The sequence below is a fragment of the Agrobacterium sp. fls2-241-TYG-188a genome (genome assembly GCF_030209845.1).
The window spans coordinates 59045-86038 of the sequence record NZ_JARVRD010000009.1 but is presented as its reverse complement, the minus strand read 5'-3'; the positions used below and the strand labels follow the sequence as shown (position 1 = coordinate 86038).

Sequence of the window (26994 nt, the reverse complement as noted above, 5' to 3'; positions counted from 1 at the left end):
CATTAATCAATTAGACAATCAACTAACTGTTGACAGGATTATAATTAGTTGATTACCTAATTGTAGAAATGAAGGAGATCAGATCATGCAAATTCACTCGCACTGGATTTTCGAAAGCGCCCCGCACCACATCTGGCCGCATTTTCTTCATGCCAAGATGGACAACTCAAAGCCTCTTCTGTTTCGTTTCGGCATTCCCAAGCCGGTCAGCTGCAAGGTTCTGGAAGGTTATGGGGCGACAGGCAACACCCGCCAGTGCACCACGGATCGCGGTACCATTGATCAACGTATTCTCGATTACGTCCCCGATCGGAAGTTGCGCTACCGCATGGTTGGCAGCACTGTGTGGTGCAAGGACTGGATCGGCAATCTGGAAGACGAATTCACACTCGTTCCCATGGGGCCGAACGTGACGCGTGTCGAGCGACGCAGCGAGTTCGTCGCGAAGGGATGGCTGGCACCGGTCAAGCAGCTCGCGCTTTGGATCGCCCTGAAACAAGCGCATCGTTATGCCTCTAAAAACTGGCGCCGGTTGAGCAGCGAAACACAAAGTACGGATCAGACACCGGAGGCCCCGCAATGACCGAGCGCAAAACATCGCAGATCATCGCGCGCGTCATATACCTCGCGGAAATACTGGTTTTCGCTGCACCCTTTTATCTGACCTATGGGCTTCTGGCCGTCATCAGTGCGCCCTATGCTGGATCGCTCATGCTGTTCAGTCCTGTCTGGATCTTCGCTTATCTGGGCGGTGCGAACGGAGATGCAGCGCCTGTCCTCAGCATCGGAGTGATCGTCATCTTGGCCGCAGCGCTGTCCGTAACCGGTTTGATCGCCCTATGGAAGCTGGCAAAACTCTCGCATATCTATCTTTTCAAGGGCGCCTATGCGCTATCGACGCACCGCAGAGATTTCAGGATCGGCTTTTACTGCGGGATCGCGCCGATCATTTTTACCACGACAGTAATGGGGGCCATTGGTGTCAGCGACAGCGGTTGGGCCGGTTTGCCGTTTGCCATTATCGGCGGCGGAACACTTCTGATCCCTGTCACGCATTTGTGGGTTGTCATGCGTAGATATCCCGCCACGTTATCGGCAACGCAGGCTTGTTCAGTTCCGATGTAAATCAGGTCTCGTCGCGGCCCGGTGAGCAGTACCAGACGATCGCCTGTTCGGCCCGGTCGAAGGTGTCTTGAAGACGAAAATCAACGGCAAGAACATCAGGATTAAAACAACCCACCCCCCGTCTGACGTTGAATTGAAATTGGCTCGACAAGCGCATCCGTCCGAAAATCGACAAAGCCAAAGACAATAAAAAATAAAAAACCGGCTGTCGTCTTTTACGAACGGCAGCCGGTCTCTGATCAGTATGGAAGAATTCGTCTTGGCGGTTGGACCACCTTAACGGATATCAAGCGTTGTTTTCGTTGATCAGCCGCTTCAAAAGCTCCACCTCGTGGCCGAGCTTGCTGTCTCCGCCGATCAGTTCTTCGATCTTGCGCACGGCATGAAGGACCGTGGTGTGATCGCGTCCGCCGAAGCGGCGACCGATTTCCGGGAAGGAGCGCGGTGTCAGCATCTTGGCGAGATACATGGCAACCTGGCGCGGCTTGACGATGACGCGGGTGCGGCGGTTGGAGACCAGTTCCTGACGCGAGACATTGTAGTGTCTGGCGACGATGCGCTGGATGTCTTCAATGCGCACGCGCTTGGCTTCGCCGGTACCGACCAGATGTGCCAGAAGCTCGTCCACGCGCTCGACCGAAAGGTTCGGCTCGAAAGAGCGGCGGAAGATCAGCTGGTTGAAGGCGCCTTCCAGTTCACGGCCGCTGGCGGTCACGCTGCGGGCGACGTGAGAGACGATTTCTTCGGGAATGTCGAAGCTCGGATCTTCCTGACGGGCGGCTGCGATACGCTGGGTCAGCATTTCGTAGCGCATTTCATAATCCGGGCCTTCGATTTCGATGGCCATGCCACCCTGAAGGCGCGAACGCACACGCGGATCGAGCGATTCCAGTTCCCAAGGCGCGCGGTCTGCGGCCACCACGACCTGCTTGGCGCTGTCGAGCAGCATGTTGAGCAGGTGGCAGAACTCGTGCTGGATCATCTTGCCCTGCAGGAACTGCATGTCATCGATGACCAGAAGGTCGATATTGCGCAGCGTGTCCTTCAGCGTCAGCGCATCATTGTCACGGATCGCGGTTGCGAAGCGCCACATGAAGTACTCGGCTGTGAGATAGACGACGCGCGGATTGCGCGGGCTGTCGATGGCCGCATTGGCAATGGCCTGCAGAAGATGCGTCTTTCCAAGGCCGACACCCGCATGGATGAAGAGCGGATTGAAACGCACCGCGCCTGCTCCAGCCTCGGCAATCGTCTTTGCAGCGGCAAGCGCCACGCGGTTGGACGAGCCTTCAACGAAGGTATCGAAGGTAAAGCGGCTGTCCAGCGGCGAACCGAAGAACGGACCGGAACCCGAATGGCGTGTGACCGGTGCCGATGGCGACATGCCGGATGGCTGTGCGCTGCTCATCGGCTGCGGCGGAATGAATGGCTTTGCCCGCTGTGCGGCGGTGCTCATGTCAGGCGCCGGCAGCGTACGCTCTTCTACCTGGGCCGGGCGAACCGGACGGCTGGCGGAGCGCACCAGAATTTCCACCTTGAGAACATCTGCATCCTCGCTCTGGATGAGCGTGGTGATGAGATCGATATAGCGATTGTTGATCCACGATTTGAGAAACGTCGTAGGAACCGTAAACCGTACAACGCTTTTGGAAACCGAATGGAGCTTGAGACGTGCAAACCAGCTTGCGTAAACCTCTGGTCCAACCTGTGCCTTCAGCCGCGCGCTAAAACGCTCGAACAGCGCGTCGTGCTTCATATCCTGCTTGTCCCCTGCCGCATCAGTACCAGCTGCATCACATGCCTTTGGCGTGCGGTCCCCGTTTGCCACCGCACCCATCACCAAATTCAATTGCATATTGCCGCCTTTCAAATTGCCAATCATAGCCTGACAGGCAAACGCCCATCAGGGATACCCCTCGTTATTTTTACTTGCGGACACTCCCCTCGAAAGACCTGTCCTCAAGCCATTTGTATCACCGCGAGCCGGTTATCCCATTTCCCTCTACATCATGGAGAGGCCTGCGATTACTCAACATCTACTCCCACAACACAACTTCAACATATGTCGCTCGAAGGCAAAGATCAGCATTTCCGCAACCTTTGAGATTGCGGCCAATCCGGCCCCGATACTTGAAAAAACGAACTCAAACAGAACTCGTCCGCAAGAAGCATGTACCTTCGATACTCAAGGATCGAGATAGCTTGTGGATAGAAATCCTTGCCCCTTGTCGAGATGCATTTAGGCAGGATCGGGGGTGGAGATCAATGGCGATTTTTCTCCAAAAAAGAAGATCGGCCATTGACTCGTTAAGGCCGTTTTGCATCGATTGAATAGGCGTTTGGAGAATCTCTTATGAATCAATGAGATTCATTTTTGCGCTATTTTTAAAGCGGCTTTTCGCAGAAAAATAAAAATTCTCTTGACTCTACTCTCGGCCAACCTTCCGCAGGGGGAGGAAAGGAAATTTTTAGCCACCTTCCCCAAGCAATTGAATTTGTTGGTGTTTTTCCGTCATCGCATTGACGTGGAACTGTCATGCTAGACAATCAATCGTTAACAAGTTGTTAGAAACAGAAAAAGCCCGGTCGAACGACCAGGCTTTTCCAAATAAATTTGCATTCGTCAGATCAGGCGGAAAGTGCCTTCACGCGCTGTGCCAGACGCGACACTTTGCGGGACGCTGTGTTGCCGTGCAGGACGCCGCGGGTGGCTGCGCGCTGGATCTCCGGCTGAGCTGCCTTGAGTGCTTCTGTTGCGACTGCGAGATCGCCCGTTGCGATGGCCTCTTCGACCTTGCGGATGAAACCGCGAACACGCGAACGGCGAGCCTTGTTGACTGCAGTACGGCGAGCGATCTTGCGAGTCGCCTTTTTCGCCGAAGTTGTATTGGCCATGTATGCCTCTCTTCGAATTCAAACCAAAATCCGCAACCACAGGATCAGGTCTTTCGAAGACCTCGCTTTCCAAAAGATGCGGGAGTAATTGGAATAAGCCGGATGGCTTTTCCTAACCGTGGCCGGGCATATAACCTTAAAGCGGGTGGCCGTCAACGCGCATTTTCAGCAAAAACGCTGATATTCCGAATCCTTGGAGCGGGCGGATGGCAAAATAGGTCAGGTCTTTGCCGCCTCCCCGCTTTAGCGATCCATCAGCGATTTGTGAAGACCGGCTTTCTCTTCTCCACAAAAGCCGCCATGCCTTCCTTCTGGTCCTCGGTCGCAAAAAGCGCCTGGAACAGGCGGCGTTCGAACCGCAGACCTTCGCTCAATGAAACCTCGAAGGATCTCTCGACGCTTTCCTTTGCCATCATCACCGAGGCGCGCGACAGCGACGCTATGGTGGTTGCCGCCTCGATGGCTTCATCCATCAGGCGCTCCTGCGGCACGACCCTCGACACCAGCCCTGACCGCTCGGCTTCGGCGGCATCCATCTTGCGGCCAGTCAATACCAGATCCATGGCCTTGGCCTTGCCTACCGCGCGTGTCAGTCGCTGCGAGCCGCCCATGCCGGGAATGACGCCCAGCGTGATTTCCGGCTGGCCGAATTTTGCCGTTTCCGATGCGATGATGAAATCGCACATCATGGCCAGTTCACATCCACCGCCCAGAGCAAAGCCGGAGACTGCGGCAATGACGGGCTTGCGCGTCGAGGCCACATCGTCCCAGCCACCCAGAAAATCGCCGAGATAGGCATCGACGAAATCCAGCGACTGCATTTCCTTGATATCTGCGCCAGCAGCAAAAGCCTTCGGCGACCCGGTAATGACGATGGCTCCAATCGACTCGTCCCTGGAGAAGGACGCCAGAATGTGGCGCAACTCCTTCAGCAGGGTCGAATTCAGCGCATTCAGGGCCTGCGGGCGATTGAGCGTAATGACGCCCACCTCATCACGCTTTTCAACGATCAGCGTTTCGTAGTCCATGGCTGTTATCCTCTCCATCACTTCTGGCAAGCGGCACAATAGAATGTAGAGCGACCGGCCTGCACGATCCGCTCAACCGTACCCCCGCAACCGGGTGTGGGGCAAGCATGGCCCTGCCGGTCATAGACCGAAAAGGAATGCTGGAAGTAACCAAGCTGGCCGTCTGTCTGGATATGGTCGCGCAGGGACGAGCCGCCAGCCGCAATCGCATCGGCAATGACCTCACGGATCTTCTGCGTCAGATCGACGAGCTGCGCCCTGGGCTTGCCGGTTTTTGTCACCAGCGTTCCCGCCGCTCTCAACGGCGACAGATGCGCGCGCCACATCGCTTCGCAGACATAGATATTGCCAAGACCCGCGATGACCTTCTGGTCCAGCAGCGTGCTTTTCAGCGGCTGGCTCTTGCCTTGAAAGCGGCCTGCCAGATACTCGGCACTCAACGCATTCCCTGTCGGCTCCGGTCCGAGATCCGTAAAGGCGGGGTAGAGATCGATATTGGCGCGCTCTACCAGATGCATGAAGCCGAAACGGCGCGGGTCGTTATATATGACCTGCGCGGGGCCCCTCCCCTGCCGTTGCAGGTGGAACACGACATGGTCGTGCTTGCCATCCTTGGAGCGCGCATGGTGAAAATCACCCGGCGTTTCTGCTGTACCTTGCTGTTCCTCGATGCGGAAAGAGCCGGACATGCCGAGATGGGCGATGATGGTAAGCCCGTCCTCCAGTTCGATCAGCAGATATTTCGCACGACGACCCAGCGAGATAATGCGCTTGCCTTCCACCAATCCGGCGAAGCCTTCCGGGAATGGAAAGCGCAGGTCAGGCCGCGCAAGCACCGCCCTTTCAAGGATGGCGCCTTCCATGGTCGGGGCAAGGCCACGTCTGACGGTTTCTACTTCGGGCAGTTCTGGCATGGAGTTTATCCCACATGTTACCGCAACGGTCTTGTGATTGGCAGCCTGCGGGCATACATGTCGCAGGCACTTGTTGTCGCAACAGATAGCGTTGCAATCGCCTTTCCGCTATGGTCCGCACCGCAATTAAAGATGGAGACCACCGATGACCGAAGCTCGCACCACCGCACAAGGCGGCATGGAAACCTCCTATGGCTTTCACAAGGTCGATGAAGGTCAAAAGCAGGGCATGGTCAACGAGGTCTTCCACAAGGTCGCCAAGCGTTACGACATCATGAATGATGTGATGTCCGCCGGTATGCACCGCGTCTGGAAGGACGCGATGATTGCAGCGCTCAATCCGCGCAAGGACCCGTCCTACCGGACGCTGGATGTTGCGGGCGGCACGGGCGACATCGCATTCCGCATCATCGAGGCCTCCAATCGGCTGGCGCATTCCACCGTTCTCGACATCAACGGCTCGATGCTGGCTGTCGGTGAAGAGCGGGCGGCCAAGAAGAGGCTTTCCGACAATCTGACCTTCGTGGAAGCCAATGCCGAGGAGCTGCCCTTCGAGGACAACAGCTTCGATGCCTATACGGTGGCCTTCGGCATTCGCAACGTGCCGCGCATCGATGTGGCGCTGAAGGAAGCACACCGCGTGCTCAAGCGTGGCGGACGCCTGCTGGTGCTGGAGTTTTCCGAGGTTGAGATGCCTCTGCTGGACCGGTTCTACGACGCATGGTCCTTCAATGCCATTCCCCGCTTCGGCAAGATGATCACCGGCGACGCCGAGCCCTATCAGTATCTGGTCGAATCGATCCGCAAGTTCCCCAATCAGGAAGACTTTGCCGCGATGATCCGTACTGCCGGCTTCTCGCGCGTGACCTATACCAATTACACCGGCGGTATCGCCGCGCTGCATTCCGGCTGGAAGCTCTGAGACTTATGGCAGGCAAGGGCAGGAAGAAGGCATTCGCATGAGTACGCTTGGCGCATATTTCCGGCTTGCAAAGGTCGGCTGGGTTCTCGTGCGTGAGGGCGTGGTGCTTGCTCTGCCCTCCGACGAGCTTCCCGCCACGGCGAAATTTGCCAAGGCGCTTTTGAAGCCGCTTGCCCGCAACCGGGCAAAACATGCCGATCGGCGCGACCGTCTGGCAACTGCGGTCGAGCGTCTTGGGCCATCCTACGTCAAGATGGGCCAGTTTCTGGCCACCCGCCCGGATGTGGTCGGCGCGGATTTTGCCGAGGATCTTTCCCGGCTGCAGGACCGCATGGCCTTCTTCCCCAATGCGGCAGCAAAGGCGAATATCGAGGGCTCTCTCGGCCGTCCCGTTTCCGAGCTCTATATTGAACTCGGCAATCCCATCGCGGCTGCCTCCATCGCGCAGGTCCATCCTGCGATGGTGCAAAGCGCGTCGGGACCAAAAAAGGTGGCCGTCAAGGTCATCCGCCCCGGCGTGCGGCAGCGTTTCCAGAACGATCTGGAAGCCATGTATCTGATTGCCGACCTGCAGCAGCGCTTCATTCGTTCGGCACGCCGTCTGCGTCCGGTCGAAGTGACGCGGGCGCTGGAGCAGACGACCAAGATCGAGATGGATTTGAGGCTTGAAGCCGCAGCCCTCTCCGAACTTGCGGAAAACACAAAGGATGACCCGGGCTTTCGTGTCCCGGAAGTGGACTGGGAACGCACGGGCCGCGATGTCGTCACCATGGAATGGATCGACGGCATCAAGATGTCTGACGTTGCGGCGCTGAAGGCTGCCGGTCACGACCTCAATGCGCTCGCCGATACGCTGATCCAGTCCTTCCTTCGCCATACATTACGGGACGGCTTCTTTCACGCAGACATGCATCCGGGCAACCTCTTCGTCGATCCCAAGGGCATGATCGTTGCGGTCGATATGGGCATTGCCGGGCGTCTGGGCAAAAAGGAACGCCGCTTCCTCGCAGAGATCCTCTATGGCTTCATCACCCGCGACTATATGCGGGTTGCGGAAGTGCATTTCGAAGCGGGCTATGTTCCCGGCCACCACGATATTGCCAGCTTCGCGCAGGCCATCCGGGCCATCGGCGAGCCGATCCACGGCCAGCCTGCCGAAACCATTTCGATGGGCAAGCTTCTGACGCTTCTCTTTGAAGTCACAGAGCTTTTCGACATGGAAACGCGCCCCGAACTGGTGATGCTGCAAAAGACCATGGTGGTGGTGGAAGGTGTATCGCGCATCCTCAATCCGCGCTTCAACATGTGGAAAGCCGCAGACCCCGTCGTCAGCAGCTGGATCCGCGACAATCTCGGCCCCAAGCGCATCGTGACCGACCTCAAGGACGGCCTGAAAGCCGCCGTGAAACTCGCCGAAGCCGCCCCCGAAATCGCCGCCAAAACCGAAAAGCTTCACGCCGATCTCGTCTATATGAGCGAACACGGCCTGCGCTTCGACGCCAGCACGGCAGAAGCCATCGGCAAGGCCGAGGCCCGGCATACCCGCTGGGGACGGATTGCGCTTTGGGTGATCGCGCTGGTGCTGGTATATATTGCGGTGCGGATTAGCTAGGGTAGCTTACAGAAACTGTAGCGGGCTTTCAGAAAGACCCAATGCGCAAAGAGCGACGGCTTCTGCCGTGATGACGGTAAGACAAACGTACAAAATCGGCTTACCCAGAAATCCCTTGCAACCCGTCAATGGGTAGAGTAATTATTCAGTCGGGCCTGGCCCACGAGATCGCCTCTGCGGTCGCCCAAAAGCCTCGACAGAAATGTCGGAGGCTTTTTGAGTTTTTAGGCTTTTCTTTGTACATTTTCAAAGCAGCTGTATTTGCAGCCGAGCGTCGGGCGCTCATTTTCTTCTATATGGCAGTCGATAAGTTTTCCGTCCTCCATCAAGCGCTGGTAGGGACGATTGCTCATGTTATAGCCACCCATACAGATGGGCCAGAGATACAAATCCGCCAGTTGCGCCATTGGCGACGTCTTGTTTTTCGTCTTGAACTCGTAGAGTGTTTGGTTCAATTGCTCAGGAGAAAGTGGTCGATATTTATCGGAATTGTCTTTCGCAAATGGCATTCCTTCCGACCTAAGAGCTTTATAGTAGCCCTCCAGGCTCGCATCTTCCGTCTTGTTGCAACGTTCCGGATGCACCCTTAGCTTCATATTCTGGCCAATAGCGTATTTCGCCGCCCTTTCTACCACTACCGTGAATGCGGTTTTGCAGAGCATCCATGGATTCTGTTTGTACTGCTCAAGGTATCGACCATTGTATCCTGGGCGATCAACCGTACACGCAATACCCATCACGGGCGCCTCCCGCATAAGGCCGTAAAGCTCATCGTAAAATGCTTCGAGCTTCTCCTTGTCCCACCGCCGCAGAAACTCGAAATTCTCGTTTTGCGATCTGATTTCAGAGGAGTGTAAAGGCGCCACGATTTCCCATTTTTCGCAAAACTTCAAATGTAATTCACGGGCGGATTCTTCGTCATCACTCCTGACTAAAATTCCCCCGAGCGCGAACCAATCGTAACCATGCGCCGGTTTCTTGCCGATTTTATGAGAAGGATGTCTGGTGCCGGAATCGTCAAGGTAGAGGTTTAAGGTAACAGGCAATGGAATCTCTCGTAGTGGCTGACAAAATCTGTGATGGGGAATCAGACATGCGGCACACTATAGCGTTCATCCAAACGCGCTGCGAAAACTAAGAATCATGGCCGCAAATCAATCCCCAGCTCTGCCCGTAGCTTCCTCGTCAGGCCCGCTGCAACCAGTTCGTAGGATCGGCGCAGGTAGTGCTGCAAATCATCCGCCTCCAGAGGCGAGTGGTCTGAGATGGATATCCATTTGCGCCTGGCGAAATAGGGTGCCTGGGCAATGCCGTCGAGTGCGGTGAGGATCTCGAAGCTTTCTTCGGAGCATTTGAGAACGAGGCGCCAGTTGTCCCGTTCGCCCAGAACGGCAAAGACCTTGGGCCCCACTTTGGCGACATGGGAGTCCCATTGGTCGACGAAGGTCACTCCGGGCCATTCACTTAAGCTCTTGTCGAAACCGTTGCGCTCAAACAGGCTCACGCCAGACGCTCCGCAATAAGGGCTGCCAGGCGTTGGGCGACGTCCGTCTTGTCGAGATCGGGCCAGGCGTCGATGCCGTCGCGCGATATGATCTTCACGCTGTTGCGGTCGCCGCCCATGATGCCGGTTTCAGCCGAAACATCATTGGCAACGATGATATCGGCGCCCTTGCGCTCCAGCTTGGCGCGGCCATTGGTTTCGACATCCTGCGTTTCCGCTGCGAAGCCAACGACGATCTGCGGCCTTTGCGCGTGATGGCCGACGGTCTTGAGAATATCCGGGTTTTCAACCATCTGCAGCACCGGAGGCTCATCGCCCGGCTGTTTCTTGATCTTCTGATCCACGGTGCTTGCGACGCGCCAGTCGGCGACGGCGGCGACCATGACGGCGATATCGGCGGGCAGATGCGACAGCACGGCGTCACGCATCTCTTCGGCCCGTTCGACATGGATGGTCTTGACGCCTGCGGGATCGGCAATCGTCACCGGGCCTGAGACCAGCGTGACGTCGGCCCCCAGCTGCGCCAGCGCTGCGGCAATGGCGTGGCCCTGCTTGCCGGAGGAGCGGTTGGCGATGTAGCGGACGGGATCGATCGGCTCATGGGTCGGGCCTGAGGTGACGATGGCTTTTTTGCCTGCAAGCGGCTTTGGCCGGTCATCGAGAAAGCTCTGGGCGGCTTCGGCGATCTGCAAGGGTTCTGCCATGCGCCCAAAGCCCGCCTCGCCCTTTTCCGCCATCTCGCCTGCCATGGGGCCTATGAAATGGATGCCATCGGCTTTGAGCGTCGCAATGTTGCGCTGGGTGGGTTTTGCGTTCCACATTTTGGGGTTCATGGCGGGTGCGACGAGCACCTTGCGGTCCGTTGCCAGCAATATGGTGGAGGCGAGATCATCGGCAAGGCCATTCGCCATCTTGGCCATGAGATCAGCAGTCGCAGGTGCAACGAGGATGAGATCACAATCGCGCGCCAGCCTGATATGGCCGACATCCTGCTCATCCTGACGGGAAAACAATTCGGTAAAGACGTGGGTGGCCGAAAGAGCGCCGACGGCAAGCGGCGTGACAAATTCCTGCGCGCCCCTGGTCATCACGGGCGTCACCTTCGCGCCGCGCTCTTTCAGGCGGCGAATGAGATCGAGGCTCTTATAGGCCGCAATGCCGCCGGAGATGATGAGGAGAATGTGCTTGCCTGAAAGTGCCATGATGCCGACCGAATTCCTGTTTGACGGGAAACTAGAGCCTTTCCGTGCCGAAGGAAAGCGCCCCTGGCGCTGGCTCTCAACCGCAACCGCGTGAACGGTGAGCCATCCTTCAGGATGCGCTTCGCCGTTCACGCGGTGCAATGCACCCGTGGCATGTTTTGTCTTGACCCGGAGAACACACGCAAATGCGGATAGGTCTCTGGTATGGATATCGTTGGCGTCCGCATTTGCGTGGCCTCAGATCATTCGTTCCTGCGGACCATGCCTTGCCCAGACCGGAGCGTGAATGATCCGGGCTGAGCGTGACGGGCAGTTTCCGCCGGACCGTCCCGCCTCGCCCTTTCCGAAAGCCGTGAATGGTCTTTCGCGTCGAGATCGTCGGGTCCGCCAGGCTTGCCCTGACATGGTATTCCTGATGTCTGGCCGCACGTCTGCGCCCAACCACCAGCCTTCGCCGCCATCATGTCTCGCGAAACATGCAGGTGGCGAAAGTGCAAACAGTGTGCGACCGATTCGCAGGGTGTGAATGAAATGCAGAACGTTTTTTGTTGAATTTCCATCAAGTCGTTGAATTTTAATATTTTTATTTTTCGCAAGACAATCACGCCTGCGGCTGACTGTTCGGATTTGAGACGCAAGTAGCCTGAGTTTGAACTCTTGGTTAGGCACATCGGGCCTTTGAGCGGTAAGGGCCCATGTCTGCGCTGGTTTTCAGTGCTGCATTAGCAACTTTTTCACGCATTCTCACCACATCATACGCCTTAAGGTGGTTCGCAGGGGGGGAGGGTCTGGCGAAGATGATGTCACGAGGATTTCTTTTCGCGGCAGGCGGCATCATCATGCTGGCCGTTGCCGCCCCTCAATACCTTGAAACCTATCTCTCCCAGCCTTCCGAAGCGAAGGTGACAAGCCCTGCCGAACCCCTGGCCAAAGCCGATGCGCTTGCAACGCCGCCAAGTGCTGGCACTGTGACGCTGAATGCGGATAAGCGTGGCCACTATGCCGCCAAGCTGAAAATCAACGGCAAGCAAATCGAAGGGCTGATCGATACCGGCGCGTCCCTGGTTTCTCTCAATGAGAGCACGGCCCGGCGGCTGGGCTATGTGCTCAAAGACAGCGACTACAAATATCAGACCTCGACGGCAAACGGTGTCAAATCCATCGCCGTCATTACGCTTGAGAGGGTTGAGCTCGGCAATATCGTTGCCCGCAACGTGCAGGCAGCCGTATCAAAGGACGGCGCGTTGGACACAGTGCTGATCGGCATGACCTTTCTCAAGCAGCTGAAATCCTTCAAATCGGAAAACGGCAAGCTCATTCTGACGCGTTAGCCTTCAGGCACCGATGCGCGCGAGAATGATCGGCTGATCTGCGGGCGCGTGCTGCGAGATGCCATAGGCACCCGACACGGCATGAAGTGCGACGCTCAGGCTCTCTTCAGTTGCCGCATGGACCATGGCGATCGACTGGCCCTTCTCCACCCTCGTTCCCAAGGGCAGAATATCCGAAAGGCCCACACGATGATCGATGGCATCACCGGGGTGGCGACGGCCGCCGCCGAGGGCAACCACGACCATTCCGAGATCCCGCGTCTGACAGGTGGATAGAAACCCGTCCTCGGTTGCCAGAACCGGCGCGATGTAAGGGGCGGGCTTGAGATAATGGCCGGGCTTTTCGATGAAATCCGAGGGACCGCCGAGAGCTGAGATCATCTTGCCGAAACGTTCCATGGCGGCACCTGTGGCAAGCGCCTCACGGGCCAAGGCTTCGCCGTCCGGGAGGCTGGAGACAGAGCCGGACTGGAGCAGCATTTCGGCGGCGAAGGCGAGTACCAGCGTTTCAATCCGGGTTCCGCTTTTCTTGCCCGACAGGAATTCCAGACAATGGATGATTTCCAGTGCGTTGCCTGCGGCATCGGCCAGGGGCTGGTTCATGTCGGTGATGAGCGCGGAGGTTTTGACGCCCGCGCCATTGGCAACCTCGACCAGAGACCGGGCGAGCGCTTCGGCTTCCTCGGCACCCTGCATGAAAGCACCATTGCCAAATTTCACATCCAGCACCAGCGTTTCCAGACCCGCGGCGAGCTTCTTCGACAGGATGGAGGCGGTGATGAGCGGAACCGAATCCACCGTAGCCGTCACGTCCCTGATGGCATAGAGCCGCTTGTCGGCGGGGGCGAGATCACCCGTCTGGCCGATGATGGCGCAGCCGACATCTTTTACTGTCCGGCGAAAGAGGGCCTCGTCAGGCATGATATTATAGCCTGCGATGGATTCGAGCTTATCCAGCGTGCCGCCGGTGTGGCCAAGGCCTTTGCCTGAGATCATCGGCACCGCAAGACCGCAGGCGGCGACGATGGGGGCCAGCATGAGCGAGACATTATCGCCGACGCCGCCAGTGGAATGCTTGTCGGCAATGGGTTTGCCGATATCCGCCCAGGAAAGAACATCGCCGCTGTCGCGCATGGCAAGTGTCAGCGCCACCGTCTCATCGCGGCTCATGCCGCGAAAGAAGACCGCCATGGCGAAGGCTGCGGCCTGCCCCTCGGAAATCGCGCCGCTGGAGAGACCGGATATGAAGGCGGAAATCTCATCCGCCGTCAGAACCTGCCCGTCACGTTTGCGGAGGATGATTTCCTGCGGGATCATGGCGGATCAATAGCCGCTGGCGGATTTGGCCGGCTCGCCGCCAGCCAGCACATTCAGAATATCGTCCAGAATGCCGGATGCACCGAAGCGGAAGGTGGAGGGCATGGCCCAGTTGGGCTGCATGATGGTTTCTGCCAGACGCAGGTAAAGCGTCGCATCTGCCACCGTACCGATGCCACCTGCGGGCTTGAAGCCGACCTTCTTTTTGCTGTCTCTGATAGCCTGCAGCATAATGTCTGCGGCCTCCAGCGTGGCGTTGACCGTGACCTTGCCGGTGGAGGTCTTGATGAAATCCGCACCCTCGGCAATGGCGATTTCGGATGCGCGGCGGATAAGCGCCTTGTCCTTCAACTCGCCGGTTTCGATGATGACTTTTAAGAGAACAGGCGCGACGCAGGCCTTGCGAACCGCAGCGACCATTTCGCTGACAGCATTTTCATCGCCTGCGATGAATTTTCTGTAGGGAATGACAAGATCGATTTCATCGGCACCATCGGCAATGGCGCGTTCGGTTTCGCCAACCACGGTTGCCACATCCAGATCGCCCGAGGGGAAATTGACCACGGTTGCGATGCGGACCGAACGGCTATTGCCAAAGGCGGCGCGGGCCTGAGCGACGAAGCGCGGCCAGATGCAGATGGCGGCGGTGGTGCCATATTGCGTATGCGCCTTCTGGCACAGAGCGGCAATCTGCTCTGCCGTGCAGTCTTCCTTTAGATTCGTCAGGTCCAGCAAGGACAAGGCGAGAGCGGCGGCTTCGCGCGGGCGCTGAAGTTCCATGCTCAATTTCCTCCAGAAATCATTTCCGTTAAGATCGCGGCCAGTCTCTTGCCGCCTATGGGCGCCATGTCTTTGGTTTCTTCATGGCTCAGTTCGGCACCCGTCATTCCGGCACCGTAATTGGTAATAACGGAAGCCGCGGCAACGCGCATCCCGAAAAAGCGCGCAAGGATCACTTCCGGCACCGTGGACATGCCCACGGCATCTGCGCCCAGGGTCCGCGCCATGCGGATTTCCGCCGGTGTTTCAAAGCTTGGGCCTGAAAACCACATATAGACGCCTGAAAACAGCGGCACGGTGGCGCGGATGGCGGCATTGCGCATGGCAATCGACAGATCCGCATCATAGGCGCTGGTCATGCCGACGAAGCGTTTGTCGCTTTCTTCGCCGATCAGCGGGTTCATGCCGGAATAATTGATGTGATCGGTGATCTGCATAACCGAGCCGGGTGGCATGTCCTGCCGCACCGAGCCTGCAGCGTTTGTGAGAATCAGCGACTGCACGCCGATCCCGGCCAGTGCCTCGATGGCAGGGCGCATGGCATTTGCATTGCCTTGCTCGTAATAATGGACGCGACCGGCGAGCATGAGGATGGGCTGTCCACCAAGATAGCCTGCGACCACCTCTCCCGCGTGGCCGGAAACGGCACTTGCGGGAAAGCCGGGGATCTCGGCATAGGGAATGCGGATCGGGTCCGTCACCTCATCCACCAGCGAGCCAAGGCCGGAGCCCAGCACGATGGCGGTGCGCGGGATGAGCCCGTTCAGCCTGTCCACGAGGACGTCGATGATCGCGTGATCCATCAAGGTAACTCTGTCTTGAAGCTGAAGGGCAAAAGCTCGTCCATGGTCATGACCTTCTGCACGCCCGCCTCGTCGCAGAGGTAAATCTTGGTATCGGCGGACGCAAATTCCGCAATCTTCTGGCGGCAACCGCCACAGGGCGGGCAGAGCGCCAGCTTTTCGGCGATGACGGCGAGTTCGGTGATCTTCTTTGCCCCGCCCATGATCATGGCGCTGATGGCGGAAGGTTCCGCGCACCACCCTTGAGGAAAGGACAGGTTCTCGATATTGGCGCCCTTGTAGATCTTGCCGTCTTCAGCGCGGATGGCAGCACCCACGGGGAATTTGGAATAGGGAGCATGGGCAAAGGCCATGGCCTCTCGGGCTGCCTCGAACAATTCGTGCGACATGGTTTAACGCTCCTTCGTATAGGCAACACCACCGGCCTTTGGCGGCTTGGCAACGCCGATGAAACCGGCCAGCAGGATGCAGGTGAGAATATAGGGCAGCGCCTGGAAAATCTGCACTGGGACTTCACCGATGCCGGGAATGGCCTTGCCCTGCATGAAGTTTGCGACCGCATCCAGAAAGCCGAAGAGCAGGCAGGCGAACATGACCGGCACCGGCTTCCATTTGGCAAAGATCAGGGCCGCGAGCGCGATATAGCCCTTGCCCGCCGACATATTGGCAATGAAGGCGGCCGACTGTGCGACGGCCAGATAGGTTCCAGCAAAGCCGCAGAGAAAGCCTGCGACGATGACGGCGCGAAAGCGCATCCATGTCACCGAAATGCCAGCGGTATCGACAGCACCCGGATTTTCACCCACCGCACGAAGGCGAAGGCCAAAGCGTGTGCGGTACAGCACCCACCAGGAAATCGGCACGGCGATAAAGGCGAGATAGGTCAGGATATTGTTGCCGGAGATGACATTGGCATAGAGGGGGCCGATGAAGGGTATCTCGCGCATGGCATCCACACCCGGCAGAATGATCGGCGTGAAACGGCCTTCGCCCGGGATCTGCGGCGTACGACCGCCCTGACCGAACCATGCCTGCCCCAGCACGACCGTCAGACCAGCTGCGACGAAATTGAGCGCCACGCCCGAGACGATCTGGTTGCCTCTGTTGGTGATGACGGCAAAGCCATGCACCAGCGAAAAGAAGATGGACACGCCGATACCGGCGGCAAGACCTGCCCACGGATCAGCCGTGATGTAGGCCACGCAGGCGGATGCGAAGGCAGCGGCCAGCATCTTGCCTTCAAGGCCGATGTCGAACACACCGGCGCGTTCCGAAAACAGACCGGCAAGAGCGGTAAACAGCAGCGGAATGGTCAGGCGCACGGTCGAACCGAGAATGCTGACCAGCATATCGAAGGTTTCCATGGGCCTTACCTCTTCACAAATTGCTGATAGATCCGCACCACGGCGGGGCGGTACATATATTCGAGCGCGCCTGCAAACAGGATGACGAGACCCTGGATCACGACGATCATTTCGCGGGTGATATTGGGCATTTCAAACGAAAGATCCGCACCGCCTTGATAGAGAATGCCGAAGAGAAGCGCCGCAAAGACGATGCCGAGCGGGTGGCTGCGGCCCATGAGCGACACGGCAATGCCGACGAAGCCTGCACCGCCGACAAACTCCACCTGCAACCGTGCCGATGCGCCCATGACCGGGTTGAGCGCCATCATGCCCGCCAAGCCACCTGAGATGAGCATGGCGATGATGACGGTGCGGGAATAGGGAATGCCAGCATAGACGGCAGCTGACGGGCTGATGCCGAGCGTGCGCATCTCATAACCGAGCTTCGTGCGCCAGATGAGCACCCAGACGAGGAATGCGGCAACAAGCGCGATGATGAAGGACACGTTGAACGGTGCCGGACCGAGCTTGAGGCCGAACATCGCCATCAACCAGTCCAGCTTGGGCAATTGGCCGCCGGGCAGGAAGGTGCGGGTTTCCGGCGCCATCTTGCCGGGCACGATGAAGACGTTGACCAGCAGGTAGACCATCAAGGCGGCTGCGATGAAGTTGAACATGATGGTGGTGATGACGACATGGCTGCCGCGCTTGGCCTGCAGCCAGCCGGGAATGAAGGCCCATGCCGCGCCGAAGAGTGCCGCACCGATGACGGCAAAGGGCATGGTCACATACCACGGCACGTAACGATCGAGCGCCAAGGCCACCATGGCAGCGCCCAGGCCGCCAATATAGGCCTGACCTTCCGAGCCGATATTGAAGAGGCCCGCATGGAAAGCGACCGCCACCGACAGGCCGGTGAAGATGAAGCTGGTGGTATAAAACAGGGTGAAGCCAATGGCGTCACCTCGGCCCAGCGAACCCTCGATCAAAAGCCGCAATGCTGCAAAAGGATTTTCGCCAATACCCCACACGACAAGGCCGGAGATGAAAAAGGCGGTGACGATGTTCAGGAACGGCAGAAGGCCGTAGCTGATCCAGTTGGGAAGAGGGACGGAAGCTGTACTCATGAGCTTTTAAGCCTTTGCCTTATGCGGCGATGCCGGCCATCATCAGGCCAAGCGTTTGTTCTTCGGCTTCCGCCGTTTTTTCTCCGACGACCCGGCCTGCGAACATGACAAGAATGCGGTCCGACAGGGAGCGGATTTCATCGAGCTCCACCGAAACCAGCAGAATGGCCTTGCCCGCATCGCGCATCTCGATGATGCGGCGGTGGATGAATTCGATGGCGCCGATATCCACGCCGCGCGTCGGCTGGCCGATGATCAGCATCTTGGGGTCGCGTTCGATTTCACGCGCAACGACGATCTTCTGCTGATTGCCACCGGAGAAATTGGCGGTCTTCAAGCGGGCATTGGGCGGGCGAATATCATACTTCTCGATCTTCTCGATGGCATCCTTGCGGATGGCTTCGGGGCTGAGGAACATGCCTTTGCCGTAGCGGTCATCTCGGTGATAGCCGAGAATGGAGTTCTCATATTCCTCGAATTTCAGAACCAGCCCCATATGGTGGCGGTCTTCAGGGATATGGGCAAGGCCCAGCTTGCGCAGGATGGCGGGATCGACCCTGTCGACCGTCTTGCCGCCCATGAGGATCTCCCCGGAATGCGGCTTGCGGATGCCAGCGATGGCTTCCAGCAGCTCCGACTGGCCGTTGCCAGCGACACCCGCGATGCCGACGATCTCGCCTGCGCGCACATCAAAGGACACGTCATCCACCATGGTCACGCCACGGCTGTCCTTGACGGTGAGATTGCGAACCGAAAACAGGACCTCGCCTGGATTGGCTTCGCCTTTTTCAACGCGCAGAAGCACGCGGCGACCGACCATGAGTTCGGCCAGTTCCTCGACTGTCGTTTCAGACGTCTTGCGGGTCGCCACCATTTCGCCGCGGCGCATCACCGAGACTTCATCGGTGATGGCCATGATCTCGCGCAGCTTGTGGGTGATGAGAATGACGGTCTTGCCCTGATCCCTGAGAACGCTGAGGATCTTGAACAGGTGATCGGCCTCGGCGGGCGTCAAAACGCCGGTCGGCTCATCCAGAATGAGGATTTCAGCGCCACGATACATGGCTTTGAGGATTTCCACGCGCTGCTGCAGGCCAACGGGCAGATCCTCGATGATGGCATCGGGATTGACCTCAAGGCCATATTCATCTTCCAGCCGCTTCAGTTCCTTACGGGTCGCAGCTGTGCCCTTGGCCAACAGCGCGCCACCTTCGGCACCCAGCATGATGTTTTCCAGCACCGAGAAATTCTCGACCAGCATGAAGTGCTGATGCACCATGCCGATGCCGGCATCGATGGCGGCCTGGCTATCCTTGATGTTGACGGGCTTGCCATCAATGCGGATTTCACCGGAATCGGCCTGATAGAAGCCGTAGAGGATCGACATCAAGGTCGATTTCCCCGCCCCGTTTTCCCCGATGATGCCGTGGATGGTGCCCTTGGCAACGGTGAGATTGATATTCTTGTTGGCGTGCACGGTGCCGAATTTTTTATCGATACCGACAAGCTCGATTGCAGGTTCCATCGTCAACCCAAACTCTCCGGAGGCTGGATATGAAAAGGGCGCAACGCGAAATTCGCGATGCGCCCTGATCCATAAATCACATCACTTTGGGCAAGAATTGTCCGACATATAGTCGTGGACCTTGACCGTGCCAGCAACGATGTCAGCCTTTGCCTTATCGACAGCAGCCATCATTTCCGGCGTGATCAGCGCCTTGTTGTTGTCGTCGAGCGCATAGGCAACGCCGTCTTCCTTGACGCCCAGCGACGTGACGCCACCGGTGAACTTGTCGTCCTTGGTATCCTTGAAGGCGTTGTAAACGGCGAGATCAACACGCTTGACCATGGAGGTCAGTACCGAGCCTGGATGCAGGTGGTTCTGGTTGGAATCCACGCCGATGGAGAATTTCTTGTTGTCGGCGGCGGTCTGGAGAACGCCGAGGCCGGTTGCGCCTGCTGCCGCGTAAATGACGTCTGCGCCCTGATCGAGCTGGTTCTTGGTCAGCTCACCACCGCGAACCGGGTCGTTCCATGCAGCGCCGGTTGTGCCGGTCATGTTCTGGAAGACTTCGATCTTGGCGTTTGCAGCCTTGGCGCCCTGGGCGTAGCCGCAGGCGAACTTGCGGATGAGCGGAATGTCCATGCCGCCGATGAAGCCGACCTTGCCGGTCTTGGATGCCATGCCAGCCAGAAGACCGACGAGGTAGGAACCTTCTTCTTCCTTGTAGACGACGGAGCGCACATTCGGCAGCTCAACGACGGAGTCGACAATGACGAACTTGGTGTCAGGGAATTCTGCTGCGACCTTTTCCATGGCCGACGTCCAGGCGAAGGAGACTGCGACAACCGGGTTGAAACCACGGCTTGCGAAGTTGCGGATCGCCTGCTCGCCCTGCGTATCGCTGGTCGGCTCGAAATCGCGATATTCGGTGCCCGTTTCTGCCTTGAACTTCTCGGCGCCTGCGGCAGCGGCCTCGTTGAACGATTTATCGAACTTGCCACCCGTGCCGTAGACCAGCGCAGGCTTGATATCCGCAGCCAAAGCGGAAGCCGACATCGCGGCAAGCGCGAAAAGCGTCAGAAGGGATTTTTTCATTGTGCAGCCCTGTTGTTACAGTTTGATTTTTTAAAAGGGTCCTCCCGCAAGCCCTGCTACGGGCATGTCTGCGGAACTGCCAGCCTTTTCCAGACTGTGCGTAAGGATATCCTTGCACGGCTGCAAGAAAAATTCACCCGGTTTTTTTGACCCGGTGGAAAAACTGTGAACTGCGCAATTTTGCGGCAAGTGCGACTACGATCAGCAGGCAAACGCCGCAGGAAAATGCAAAACAACGCCCGCCATCTTTCAAGATGAGCGGGCGTTGCAGGGTCTATCTTAAGCGTGCGAACGTTCAGCCGATATTGCAGCTGACGCCGGTACCCCGCAGGCCGCAGTAACCACCGGGATTTTTCGCCAGATATTGCTGATGATAATCTTCGGCATAATAGAAGATATCGAGCGGCTCGATTTCCGTGGTGATGTCCGGGCGGTGGCCTGCGGCCTTCAGCGCCTGCTGGAACGTGTCCCGCGCCGCCTTGGCTTCGATAAGCTGGGCATCGCTGGTGGTGTAGATCACCGACCGATATGTGGTGCCGACATCATTGCCCTGGCGCATGCCCTGCGTGGGATCATGCTCTTCGAAGAAGGTCTTGAGCAGCGCGGCGAGAGAGACCTTGGCGGGGTCATAGACGACCTTGACCACTTCCGCATGACCGGTCAGTCCCGTGGTGGTTTCCTGATAGGTCGGGTTGCGGGTGATGCCACCGGAATATCCAACAGCCGTGACAAAGACGCCCGGCGTCTGCCAGAACAGGCGTTCGGCTCCCCAGAAGCAACCCATGCCGAGATAGATCGTCTCGAGATTGTCGGCATAGGGGCCTTTCAGCGGATTGCCGTTTACGAAGTGGTATTCCGGAACGGGCAGCGCCTCATCCCGGCCGGGATAGGCGGTTTGCGGCGTCGGCATGGTGGTTTTCTTGGACAGGGTATCAAATCCGAACATTGCATTCTCCTTGCGGCCCACATCAGACCGCCATCTGGTTTCTGCATCATGCGCGTGACGGAATGGTATCAGGCGGAAAAGCGGCCCATGACCCTGCGCTTCCTGTACCCGACCATCCAGCACAGGAGGGAAAGGGCCAGCAGAAGTGCGAAGGCGGGAACCGCAGACAGGGCAATTTCGACCCAACGCCACGCTTCGGGATGAATATAGTGAGCGACAAGCCCTTCTGCCATGGCAGGCGACGCAGGAAAAATTTTCGCCCAGACATCCTGCACACTCAGCAAATCGACAGACGAGGTGGAGACCGAACGCACCGAATCCAGAACGCCGACACCGACGGCCGCAGCCAGAAAGACGAAACTGATGAACCGGAATACAGCTTTCACAACACATTCTCCCGATTTCTGCGCAGCTTGATGCCTTAAGGAACGCATCATTTGCGCCCGCATCATGACCGTTGGATAAAGCGCTGAACGACGCTTTGCAATCGCGCCCACATGAAGGATTTATTGCACAAATAAAAAAACTCTCAGATTCGGGTTGATCGCCGCGAATTCATCGGTATATATCGCGCCGTTCCAGTGATTTGCAGTTTTCCCAAACATGCAGACGTTTAGACGGACAGGTGGCCGAGTGGTTTAAGGCGCACGCCTGGAACGCGTGTGTGCGTGAAAGCGTACCGTGGGTTCGAATCCCACCCTGTCCGCCATCCTTTTCCCTGACTCTCCCTATATCGGACGCCGTCCACCCCCCTGCTTCACAAGGCATGGTCCTAACTGGCTATTCTGGCTTCTGGCCCGAAGCTTCACAGCAGTCAGGAGGCAGTGCAGTCACACTGTCACTGCTTTGACGACTGAATGAAGAATGGCATTCAAAGGTGCGGCGATCGCAGGATCGCCATAGTCGCCGGCCGTGGAGACAAGGGCGAGATCCAGATGCGGCACAAGAAAAAGCCGCTGGCCACCATTTCCGATCGCCGCAGCGACAACCAGGTCCTTGCCCTTCCATTGCGTCGTCATGGACCACCATTGGTAGCCATAGCCGCCGACCGGCGCAGTCTTGATGTGTGGTGTTGTCGATTGGGCAATCCATTCGGCAGGAACGATTTGCCGTCCCTGCCATTCGCCACCTTTCAACATCATCGCCCCAATCGTTATTAGATCCCTCGGCCGCAACCTCAATCCAGCCGCAGCCATTGGCTTGCCGGTCACGTCCGCGATCCATTCAAAATCGCTGATGCCCAAGGGCTCGAACAGGCTTTCCCGAGCAATCTGGTGGAGTGGGCGTTGGGTGCTTCGCTCCATGATTTCGGCAAGGACAGCCGTAAGCCCGCCGCTATAGGTAAACACAGAACCTGGCTTGGCGACCACGTCGCGCTGGAACACGCATCTATAGGCAGATGGGCTGACGGCAAGGCCTATCTCGTCAGTCCACGATGCCCGGCGAACAGGCGATGGTTCGGTCCACTCCAGCCCGGCCGTCATGGTCAGCAGGTGGCGAATGCAGATCGCTTGCCGAGCGTCGTCGTTCAGGGCACGAACTTGCGGGTAGAGCGACGAAACCGGGGTGTCGATAGCAGGCACGGCGCCCTGATGAAGCAGGATACCGTATAAAAGCCCGACAATGCCTTTGCTGACAGAGCGCATGTCATGCAGGTCTGCTCGCGTGAACTGCCGACGCGAGGACCACAGGCTGTAAAGAGAGCGATCCGAGCCTCGACGGTACAGTTCCGCCGCCAGTTTTCCGTGTCTGAGAACGAGCACACTGTGAATATTATGCCCGCCACCTTGAACATCGTCCAATATGGCCTGCAGCACCTTTGCGTCGATGCCCAGCGCCGATGGCGCTTCGACAGGCAGGGTGTTGGCGGCAGGTGTCGGCGTCGATGCGCGTTTGAGTGAGGCTGAACGGGCTGCAGCCACGCCGTTTGCGGAGAACGTCGTCGCCGCCAGGGCAAGTGGCGCAACCATACCTCTCTTCAAGAGGCTCCGTCGCGGTATCTGGCCTTTCACCTCAGGATCATAATCCCTATTGCCGTTCATGTTGACCTCGCATCGCTTTGCAGGTGCCCTCCCATATTCGAGCACACGCGGCATGATGCGAGAAAATCTCGCCTTCTTCTACTCGGCTTTGGCGCGGGCAGCTACGCGGACGCAAGCAATTGAAAGAACAAGTAAATATTGCCGATCAGGAAAGGCAATCCACAAATTTGCTCGGATTGGACGGCTGCGGAAAACCGAGCAGATAGGCGCGGACAAAGTCAACCATTTCATCTACCAGCGGCTCAAGCGGCAGGTCGCTGGCTTCACCCTGTTCGGCCATGGCACGGGCAACGCCGAAGACGGCGCGTGACACGGTAAACAGACGGATTGGGTTGATCGATGGGGCATCCGGACCCAGTAGATGGCTCGATTTTCTGGCAAGCGAGCGGACGACGTCACCGAACAAACGATCATGCTCAGGGCCAAAACCGGAAGCGATGTAGAAACTCATGACCGTGCGCCGCAGCTCTCGCTCGGCGCGGTGGCGCGAAAACAGCGTGTGGATGAGAACCCGGAGAGCATCTTCGCTGCGAGCGGCATCAACGGCCTCCATCAAAAGCCTGCGGTCATCATCAAGGATCTGCCGCGCAAGGGCGATACAGATTGACTCCTTGTCTGGAAAATATCCGTAGAGCGTACCGATGCTGACGCCCGCGACTTCAGCCACACGGTTGGTGGTGAAACTTCCGCGACTCTCCGCAAGCAGGATGCGGGCAGAAGCTTGCAGGATCGCGCCTACGGTGACCCGAGAGCGCGCCTGTAACGGTTTGCGCCTTGGTTCGAGGACGGATTCTCTGCTTAGTGTCATGAATATGCTCTGCAGCGGCCCTGCTTGACGATTTCCAACCTTATACATGAGGCTTCGGAAAGACGAAACCACGCAACGGCAGCACTTCAACTCAACCGGCAGTTTCCTTGAACAGCACGTTCTGATCCAGCAGATAGCGGGAAAACAGCGGCAGGCTTGCGCCGCCGATTGCGCGGGCCTGGCTGCCGACCGCGCCTTCGACAATCTCGGGAACGGCGACGCCCTGAAGATCGTGCAGATCGAGCGCCTTGCGGGTGGCAGCGGCGATGCGGGCGCGAACCCAGGCGGGAAAACCGCCATCGATGATGACGGAGGCGAAATCGATGATGGAGGCTGCGGCGATGACGGCCTGCGCGAGGGCTGCGGCGGTGTTCTGTATCCAGCGCTCCAGCGGCTCGCCGAAATCCACCCAGTCATCGGGCGAGAACCACAGCGGCTTGGGATCGATATTGCTTTCCCGCAGCATGTCTTCCAGCTTGAAAATCGATGCGATCTTCAGAAGCTGAACGGTCGAGCCATCGCGGCCCTGCACCGGCAGCGGGCCAATGGACCCGGCGGTTCCCGTGCGCCCGGAAAAGAGGGCTGAATTGAGCACCACGCCGCCGCCGATGAAGGAGCCGATGAAGACATAGAGAAAATCCGGATAGTTCTGGCCTGCGCCGAAGACCAGTTCGGCACCGCAGGCACTAGTCGCATCATTTTGCAGGAAGACGGGATAATGAACCTGTCCTGATATTTCCGCCCGCAGATCGACGCCACGCCAGCGATCCATCTCCGTCTGAGGGGCCCCCACCTCCTGCGCCCAACTCCAGAGTTCGAAGGGCGCGGCAACGCCGATGCCGGCTATTTTCTGCCGCTCGCCCGGCGACAATTTCTCTTCCAGTTCGGCGATGCCGTTGATCACGAAGGGCAGGATCCATTCGGGCATCGGATAGGGATAGGTGTTGCGCAGCTTGAGCCGGATGCGCCCGACGAAATCCATCAGCACCAGATCGACGCTGCGCCGTCCGATCTTGACGCCGAAGGAGAACACCGCATCCGGATTGAGCCGCATCGGCGTCGAGGGCTGGCCGACCTTGCCGCGCAGGGGCTGGCCGCGAATGAGAAGCCCGTCATTTTCCAGCGAACGCATGATCACGGATACGGTCTGCGCCGAGAGCCCGCTTCTGCGCGCAATCTCCGCTTTCGAGAGGCCGCTGTGGCGGCGCACCAGTGACAGAACGAGGCGCTCATTATAGGCGCGAACACGAACCTGATTGGCGCCACCGCTCAAATCGGGCGCGTTTGCGGTCGCGTGCTGTATCGGCTCCGCTGAGCGTGTCATTCGCATTTTCCTCCCCGGCCAGCGCGCGTCTATGCCGCCTGCGCCAATGCTCCGCAAGCCTGAATGGCGGAAAAACGGCGTCCTCTCACCGCATTTCCCAATGCTTACGGAATTCATAAAATGCCACAAGGAATTAATAATTCAATTGGATTTATTTATTGACAGGCCGCCAATTTGGTGTTTCCATCTGCGCCAGTGGCACCGGATCTTGGAGGAGAAGGGCCGCAACAGTCGCTTCAGAAGAAGCACTTGTCTCACCATTGGGAGGACTACATGAAGAGCACCGTTTCCGCCTTTCTCGGCGCGCTTGCGCTTGGCGTTTCTTTCGCATCTGTCGCTTCGGCTGCCGACACATCGGTTTGCCTCATCACCAAGACCGATACCAATCCCTTCTTCGTCAAGATGAAGGAAGGCGCTACCGCCAAGGCCAAGGAAGTCGGCGTCACGCTGAAGTCCTATGCCGGCAAGATCGACGGCGACTCCGAAAGCCAGGTGGCTGCCATCGAATCCTGCATCGCCGATGGCGCAAAGGGTATCCTGATCACCGCATCCGATACCAAGGGCATCGTTCCCACCATCAAGAAGGCACGTGACGCAGGCGTTCTCGTCATCGCTCTCGACACGCCGCTCGACCCGGTCGACGCTGCCGATGCCACATTCGCGACCGACAACCTGCTGGCGGGCAAGCTGATCGGCCAGTGGGCCAAGGGCACCATGGGCGACAAGGCCAAGGATGCCAAGGTCGGCTTCCTCGACCTGACCCCTGACCAGCCGAGCGTCGACGTTCTTCGCGACCAGGGCTTCATGATGGGCTTCGGCATCGACCCCAAGGACGCAACCAAGATTGGCGACGAAGACGACAAGCGCATCGTTGGCCATGACGTGACGAACGGCAATGAAGAAGGCGGCCGCAAGGCCATGGAAAACCTTCTCCAGAAGGACCCGGGCATCAACGTCATCCACACCATCAACGAGCCTGCAGCCGTTGGTGCATACCAGGCGCTGAAGGCCGTCGGCATGGAAAAGAATGTGCTGATCGTCTCGGTTGACGGCGGCTGCCCCGGCGTGAAATCCGTTGAGGAAGGCGTCATCGGCGCGACATCGCAGCAGTACCCGCTGATGATGGCAGCCCTTGGTGTCGAGGCGATCAAGAAGTTTGCCGACACAGGCGAAAAGCCAAAGCCGACTGAAGGCAAGTCCTTCTTCGACACAGGCGTATCGCTCGTGACCGACAAGCCGGTTTCCGGCGTGCCTTCGATCAGCGTCAAGGAAGGCCTTGCCAAGTGCTGGGGTTGATCCCTTCATTGTGATGCATTCATGCGGGTCGGGCTCAATGCCCGGCCCGCGTCGCCCAAAAGACTTCGCTGTC

At 58.0% G+C, this 26994-nt stretch carries 26 protein-coding genes and 1 tRNA gene; 7 read left to right on the top strand and 20 right to left on the bottom strand.

All coding sequences use genetic code 11. The annotated features are described in order from the left end of the window. The first annotated feature begins 85 nt into the window (after positions 1-85). Together QRN85_RS22205 and QRN85_RS22200 are read left to right on the top strand one after the other, a co-directional pair. The gene (locus QRN85_RS22205) at positions 86-583 is read left to right on the top strand and encodes an SRPBCC family protein (RefSeq protein WP_284760140.1); all 498 of its coding nucleotides are present in this window, start codon (positions 86-88) and stop codon (positions 581-583) included. Beyond that, entirely contained in the window at positions 580-1125 is a 546-nt protein-coding gene (locus QRN85_RS22200) for a hypothetical protein (RefSeq protein ID WP_113219302.1), read from the top strand. The genes QRN85_RS22205 and QRN85_RS22200 overlap by 4 nt, the downstream gene beginning before the upstream one ends. Positions 1126-1411: 286 nt before the next feature. On the opposite strand, the gene dnaA is transcribed toward QRN85_RS22200, so the two are convergent. The 4 genes from dnaA to mutM form a co-directional block, all read right to left on the bottom strand. Then, positions 1412-2881, bottom strand: coding sequence for a chromosomal replication initiator protein DnaA (gene dnaA / locus QRN85_RS22195; RefSeq protein ID WP_502870826.1), 1470 nt, complete (start codon positions 2879-2881; stop codon positions 1412-1414). Positions 2882-3753: 872 nt separating this feature from the next. Continuing rightward, a complete protein-coding gene (rpsT, locus tag QRN85_RS22190; protein WP_006310170.1) occupies positions 3754-4020 on the bottom strand; it encodes a 30S ribosomal protein S20 in 267 nt (88 codons plus the stop codon). 254 nt (positions 4021-4274) lie between these two features. Then, positions 4275-5048, bottom strand: coding sequence for an enoyl-CoA hydratase (locus tag QRN85_RS22185; RefSeq protein WP_062587370.1), 774 nt, complete (start codon positions 5046-5048; stop codon positions 4275-4277). Between the two features lie 17 nt (positions 5049-5065). Further along, positions 5066-5962, bottom strand: a complete 897-nt coding sequence (gene mutM / locus QRN85_RS22180; protein ID WP_284760132.1) for a bifunctional DNA-formamidopyrimidine glycosylase/DNA-(apurinic or apyrimidinic site) lyase — start codon at positions 5960-5962, stop codon at positions 5066-5068. 145 nt (positions 5963-6107) lie between these two features. Here mutM and ubiE point away from each other — a divergent pair, with 145 nt between their 5' ends. Together ubiE and ubiB are read left to right on the top strand one after the other, a co-directional pair. After that, a complete protein-coding gene (gene ubiE, locus QRN85_RS22175) occupies positions 6108-6884 on the top strand; it encodes a bifunctional demethylmenaquinone methyltransferase/2-methoxy-6-polyprenyl-1,4-benzoquinol methylase UbiE (RefSeq protein ID WP_062587368.1) in 777 nt (258 codons plus the stop codon). Between the two features lie 37 nt (positions 6885-6921). Then, positions 6922-8496, top strand: a complete 1575-nt coding sequence (gene ubiB, locus QRN85_RS22170) for a 2-polyprenylphenol 6-hydroxylase (RefSeq protein WP_284760129.1) — start codon at positions 6922-6924, stop codon at positions 8494-8496. A gap of 224 nt (positions 8497-8720) precedes the next feature. On the opposite strand, the gene QRN85_RS22165 is transcribed toward ubiB, so the two are convergent. The 3 genes from QRN85_RS22165 to coaBC all read right to left on the bottom strand — a co-directional run bounded on the left by QRN85_RS22165 (position 8721) and on the right by coaBC (position 11202). Next, complete coding sequence (locus QRN85_RS22165; RefSeq protein WP_284760128.1) at positions 8721-9542, bottom strand: DUF3800 domain-containing protein; 822 nt, start codon at positions 9540-9542, stop codon at positions 8721-8723. A gap of 95 nt (positions 9543-9637) precedes the next feature. Continuing rightward, positions 9638-10000 (bottom strand): MmcQ/YjbR family DNA-binding protein, encoded by a 363-nt coding sequence (locus QRN85_RS22160; protein WP_122069625.1) that lies wholly within the window; start codon positions 9998-10000, stop codon positions 9638-9640. Further along, the gene (coaBC, locus tag QRN85_RS22155; protein ID WP_284760126.1) at positions 9997-11202 is read right to left on the bottom strand and encodes a bifunctional phosphopantothenoylcysteine decarboxylase/phosphopantothenate--cysteine ligase CoaBC; all 1206 of its coding nucleotides are present in this window, start codon (positions 11200-11202) and stop codon (positions 9997-9999) included. The genes QRN85_RS22160 and coaBC overlap by 4 nt, the downstream gene beginning before the upstream one ends. Before the next feature lie 800 nt (positions 11203-12002). On the opposite strand from coaBC, the gene QRN85_RS22150 reads away from it, so the two are divergent. Beyond that, complete coding sequence (locus QRN85_RS22150; RefSeq protein WP_284760125.1) at positions 12003-12533, top strand: retropepsin-like aspartic protease family protein; 531 nt, start codon at positions 12003-12005, stop codon at positions 12531-12533. 3 nt (positions 12534-12536) lie between these two features. On the opposite strand, the gene deoA is transcribed toward QRN85_RS22150, so the two are convergent. The 10 genes from deoA to QRN85_RS22100 all read right to left on the bottom strand — a co-directional run bounded on the left by deoA (position 12537) and on the right by QRN85_RS22100 (position 21837). Continuing rightward, positions 12537-13850 (bottom strand): thymidine phosphorylase, encoded by a 1314-nt coding sequence (gene deoA / locus QRN85_RS22145; protein ID WP_284760123.1) that lies wholly within the window; start codon positions 13848-13850, stop codon positions 12537-12539. A gap of 6 nt (positions 13851-13856) precedes the next feature. Further along, positions 13857-14630, bottom strand: coding sequence for a deoxyribose-phosphate aldolase (gene deoC, locus QRN85_RS22140; protein ID WP_284760122.1), 774 nt, complete (start codon positions 14628-14630; stop codon positions 13857-13859). Positions 14631-14632: 2 nt separating this feature from the next. Beyond that, complete coding sequence (locus tag QRN85_RS22135) at positions 14633-15433, bottom strand: purine-nucleoside phosphorylase (protein WP_284760121.1); 801 nt, start codon at positions 15431-15433, stop codon at positions 14633-14635. Continuing rightward, the gene (locus tag QRN85_RS22130; RefSeq protein WP_122069633.1) at positions 15433-15822 is read right to left on the bottom strand and encodes a cytidine deaminase; all 390 of its coding nucleotides are present in this window, start codon (positions 15820-15822) and stop codon (positions 15433-15435) included. The genes QRN85_RS22135 and QRN85_RS22130 overlap by 1 nt, the downstream gene beginning before the upstream one ends. A 3-nt stretch (positions 15823-15825) precedes the next feature. Next, positions 15826-16797, bottom strand: coding sequence for an ABC transporter permease (locus QRN85_RS22125; protein WP_113098511.1), 972 nt, complete (start codon positions 16795-16797; stop codon positions 15826-15828). A gap of 5 nt (positions 16798-16802) precedes the next feature. Then, positions 16803-17906 carry an ABC transporter permease gene (locus QRN85_RS22120; protein ID WP_062587359.1) on the bottom strand — a complete coding sequence of 368 codons (1104 nt, stop codon included), beginning with the start codon at positions 17904-17906 and terminating at the stop codon, positions 16803-16805. Between the two features lie 19 nt (positions 17907-17925). Further along, entirely contained in the window at positions 17926-19431 is a 1506-nt protein-coding gene (locus QRN85_RS22115; protein WP_112963267.1) for an ABC transporter ATP-binding protein, read from the bottom strand. An 81-nt stretch (positions 19432-19512) separates the two neighbouring features. Next, complete coding sequence (locus QRN85_RS22110; protein WP_062587357.1) at positions 19513-20505, bottom strand: BMP family lipoprotein; 993 nt, start codon at positions 20503-20505, stop codon at positions 19513-19515. Positions 20506-20800: 295 nt separating this feature from the next. Further along, on the bottom strand, positions 20801-21451 hold the full coding sequence (msrA, locus tag QRN85_RS22105) for a peptide-methionine (S)-S-oxide reductase MsrA (protein ID WP_122069635.1): 651 nt from the start codon (positions 21449-21451) through the stop codon (positions 20801-20803). A gap of 68 nt (positions 21452-21519) precedes the next feature. Continuing rightward, the gene (locus QRN85_RS22100) at positions 21520-21837 is read right to left on the bottom strand and encodes a hypothetical protein (protein WP_122069708.1); all 318 of its coding nucleotides are present in this window, start codon (positions 21835-21837) and stop codon (positions 21520-21522) included. 233 nt (positions 21838-22070) lie between these two features. On the opposite strand from QRN85_RS22100, the gene QRN85_RS22095 reads away from it, so the two are divergent. Continuing rightward, positions 22071-22160 (top strand) — tRNA-Ser (locus tag QRN85_RS22095). Between the two features lie 121 nt (positions 22161-22281). Here QRN85_RS22095 and QRN85_RS22090 read toward each other — a convergent pair. The 3 genes from QRN85_RS22090 to QRN85_RS22080 all read right to left on the bottom strand — a co-directional run bounded on the left by QRN85_RS22090 (position 22282) and on the right by QRN85_RS22080 (position 25625). Continuing rightward, positions 22282-23421 carry a serine hydrolase domain-containing protein gene (locus tag QRN85_RS22090; RefSeq protein ID WP_284760118.1) on the bottom strand — a complete coding sequence of 380 codons (1140 nt, stop codon included), beginning with the start codon at positions 23419-23421 and terminating at the stop codon, positions 22282-22284. A gap of 217 nt (positions 23422-23638) precedes the next feature. Then, positions 23639-24301 (bottom strand): TetR/AcrR family transcriptional regulator, encoded by a 663-nt coding sequence (locus QRN85_RS22085; protein ID WP_284760117.1) that lies wholly within the window; start codon positions 24299-24301, stop codon positions 23639-23641. 91 nt (positions 24302-24392) lie between these two features. After that, positions 24393-25625, bottom strand: a complete 1233-nt coding sequence (locus QRN85_RS22080; RefSeq protein ID WP_284760116.1) for an ROK family transcriptional regulator — start codon at positions 25623-25625, stop codon at positions 24393-24395. Between the two features lie 273 nt (positions 25626-25898). Between QRN85_RS22080 and QRN85_RS22075 the strand changes: the two genes are divergently transcribed. Beyond that, the gene (locus tag QRN85_RS22075) at positions 25899-26921 is read left to right on the top strand and encodes a sugar ABC transporter substrate-binding protein (RefSeq protein ID WP_062587351.1); all 1023 of its coding nucleotides are present in this window, start codon (positions 25899-25901) and stop codon (positions 26919-26921) included. The last annotated feature ends 73 nt before the right edge of the window (positions 26922-26994 follow it).

Coding starts and splice junctions, on each gene's coding strand:
- QRN85_RS22205 (WP_284760140.1), top strand. CDS start 86: ATGCAAATTCACTCGCACTGGATTTTCGAAAGCGCCCCGCACCACATC.
- QRN85_RS22200 (WP_113219302.1), top strand. CDS start 580: ATGACCGAGCGCAAAACATCGCAGATCATCGCGCGCGTCATATACCTC.
- dnaA (WP_502870826.1), bottom strand. CDS start 2,881: ATGAAGCACGACGCGCTGTTCGAGCGTTTTAGCGCGCGGCTGAAGGCA.
- rpsT (WP_006310170.1), bottom strand. CDS start 4,020: ATGGCCAATACAACTTCGGCGAAAAAGGCGACTCGCAAGATCGCTCGC.
- QRN85_RS22185 (WP_062587370.1), bottom strand. CDS start 5,048: ATGGACTACGAAACGCTGATCGTTGAAAAGCGTGATGAGGTGGGCGTC.
- mutM (WP_284760132.1), bottom strand. CDS start 5,962: ATGCCAGAACTGCCCGAAGTAGAAACCGTCAGACGTGGCCTTGCCCCG.
- ubiE (WP_062587368.1), top strand. CDS start 6,108: ATGACCGAAGCTCGCACCACCGCACAAGGCGGCATGGAAACCTCCTAT.
- ubiB (WP_284760129.1), top strand. CDS start 6,922: ATGAGTACGCTTGGCGCATATTTCCGGCTTGCAAAGGTCGGCTGGGTT.
- coaBC (WP_284760126.1), bottom strand. CDS start 11,202: ATGGCACTTTCAGGCAAGCACATTCTCCTCATCATCTCCGGCGGCATT.
- QRN85_RS22150 (WP_284760125.1), top strand. CDS start 12,003: ATGTCACGAGGATTTCTTTTCGCGGCAGGCGGCATCATCATGCTGGCC.
- deoA (WP_284760123.1), bottom strand. CDS start 13,850: ATGATCCCGCAGGAAATCATCCTCCGCAAACGTGACGGGCAGGTTCTG.
- deoC (WP_284760122.1), bottom strand. CDS start 14,630: ATGGAACTTCAGCGCCCGCGCGAAGCCGCCGCTCTCGCCTTGTCCTTG.
- QRN85_RS22135 (WP_284760121.1), bottom strand. CDS start 15,433: ATGGATCACGCGATCATCGACGTCCTCGTGGACAGGCTGAACGGGCTC.
- QRN85_RS22130 (WP_122069633.1), bottom strand. CDS start 15,822: ATGTCGCACGAATTGTTCGAGGCAGCCCGAGAGGCCATGGCCTTTGCC.
- QRN85_RS22125 (WP_113098511.1), bottom strand. CDS start 16,797: ATGGAAACCTTCGATATGCTGGTCAGCATTCTCGGTTCGACCGTGCGC.
- QRN85_RS22120 (WP_062587359.1), bottom strand. CDS start 17,906: ATGAGTACAGCTTCCGTCCCTCTTCCCAACTGGATCAGCTACGGCCTT.
- QRN85_RS22115 (WP_112963267.1), bottom strand. CDS start 19,431: ATGGAACCTGCAATCGAGCTTGTCGGTATCGATAAAAAATTCGGCACC.
- QRN85_RS22110 (WP_062587357.1), bottom strand. CDS start 20,505: ATGAAAAAATCCCTTCTGACGCTTTTCGCGCTTGCCGCGATGTCGGCT.
- msrA (WP_122069635.1), bottom strand. CDS start 21,451: ATGTTCGGATTTGATACCCTGTCCAAGAAAACCACCATGCCGACGCCG.
- QRN85_RS22090 (WP_284760118.1), bottom strand. CDS start 23,421: ATGGTTGCGCCACTTGCCCTGGCGGCGACGACGTTCTCCGCAAACGGC.
- QRN85_RS22085 (WP_284760117.1), bottom strand. CDS start 24,301: ATGACACTAAGCAGAGAATCCGTCCTCGAACCAAGGCGCAAACCGTTA.
- QRN85_RS22080 (WP_284760116.1), bottom strand. CDS start 25,625: ATGACACGCTCAGCGGAGCCGATACAGCACGCGACCGCAAACGCGCCC.
- QRN85_RS22075 (WP_062587351.1), top strand. CDS start 25,899: ATGAAGAGCACCGTTTCCGCCTTTCTCGGCGCGCTTGCGCTTGGCGTT.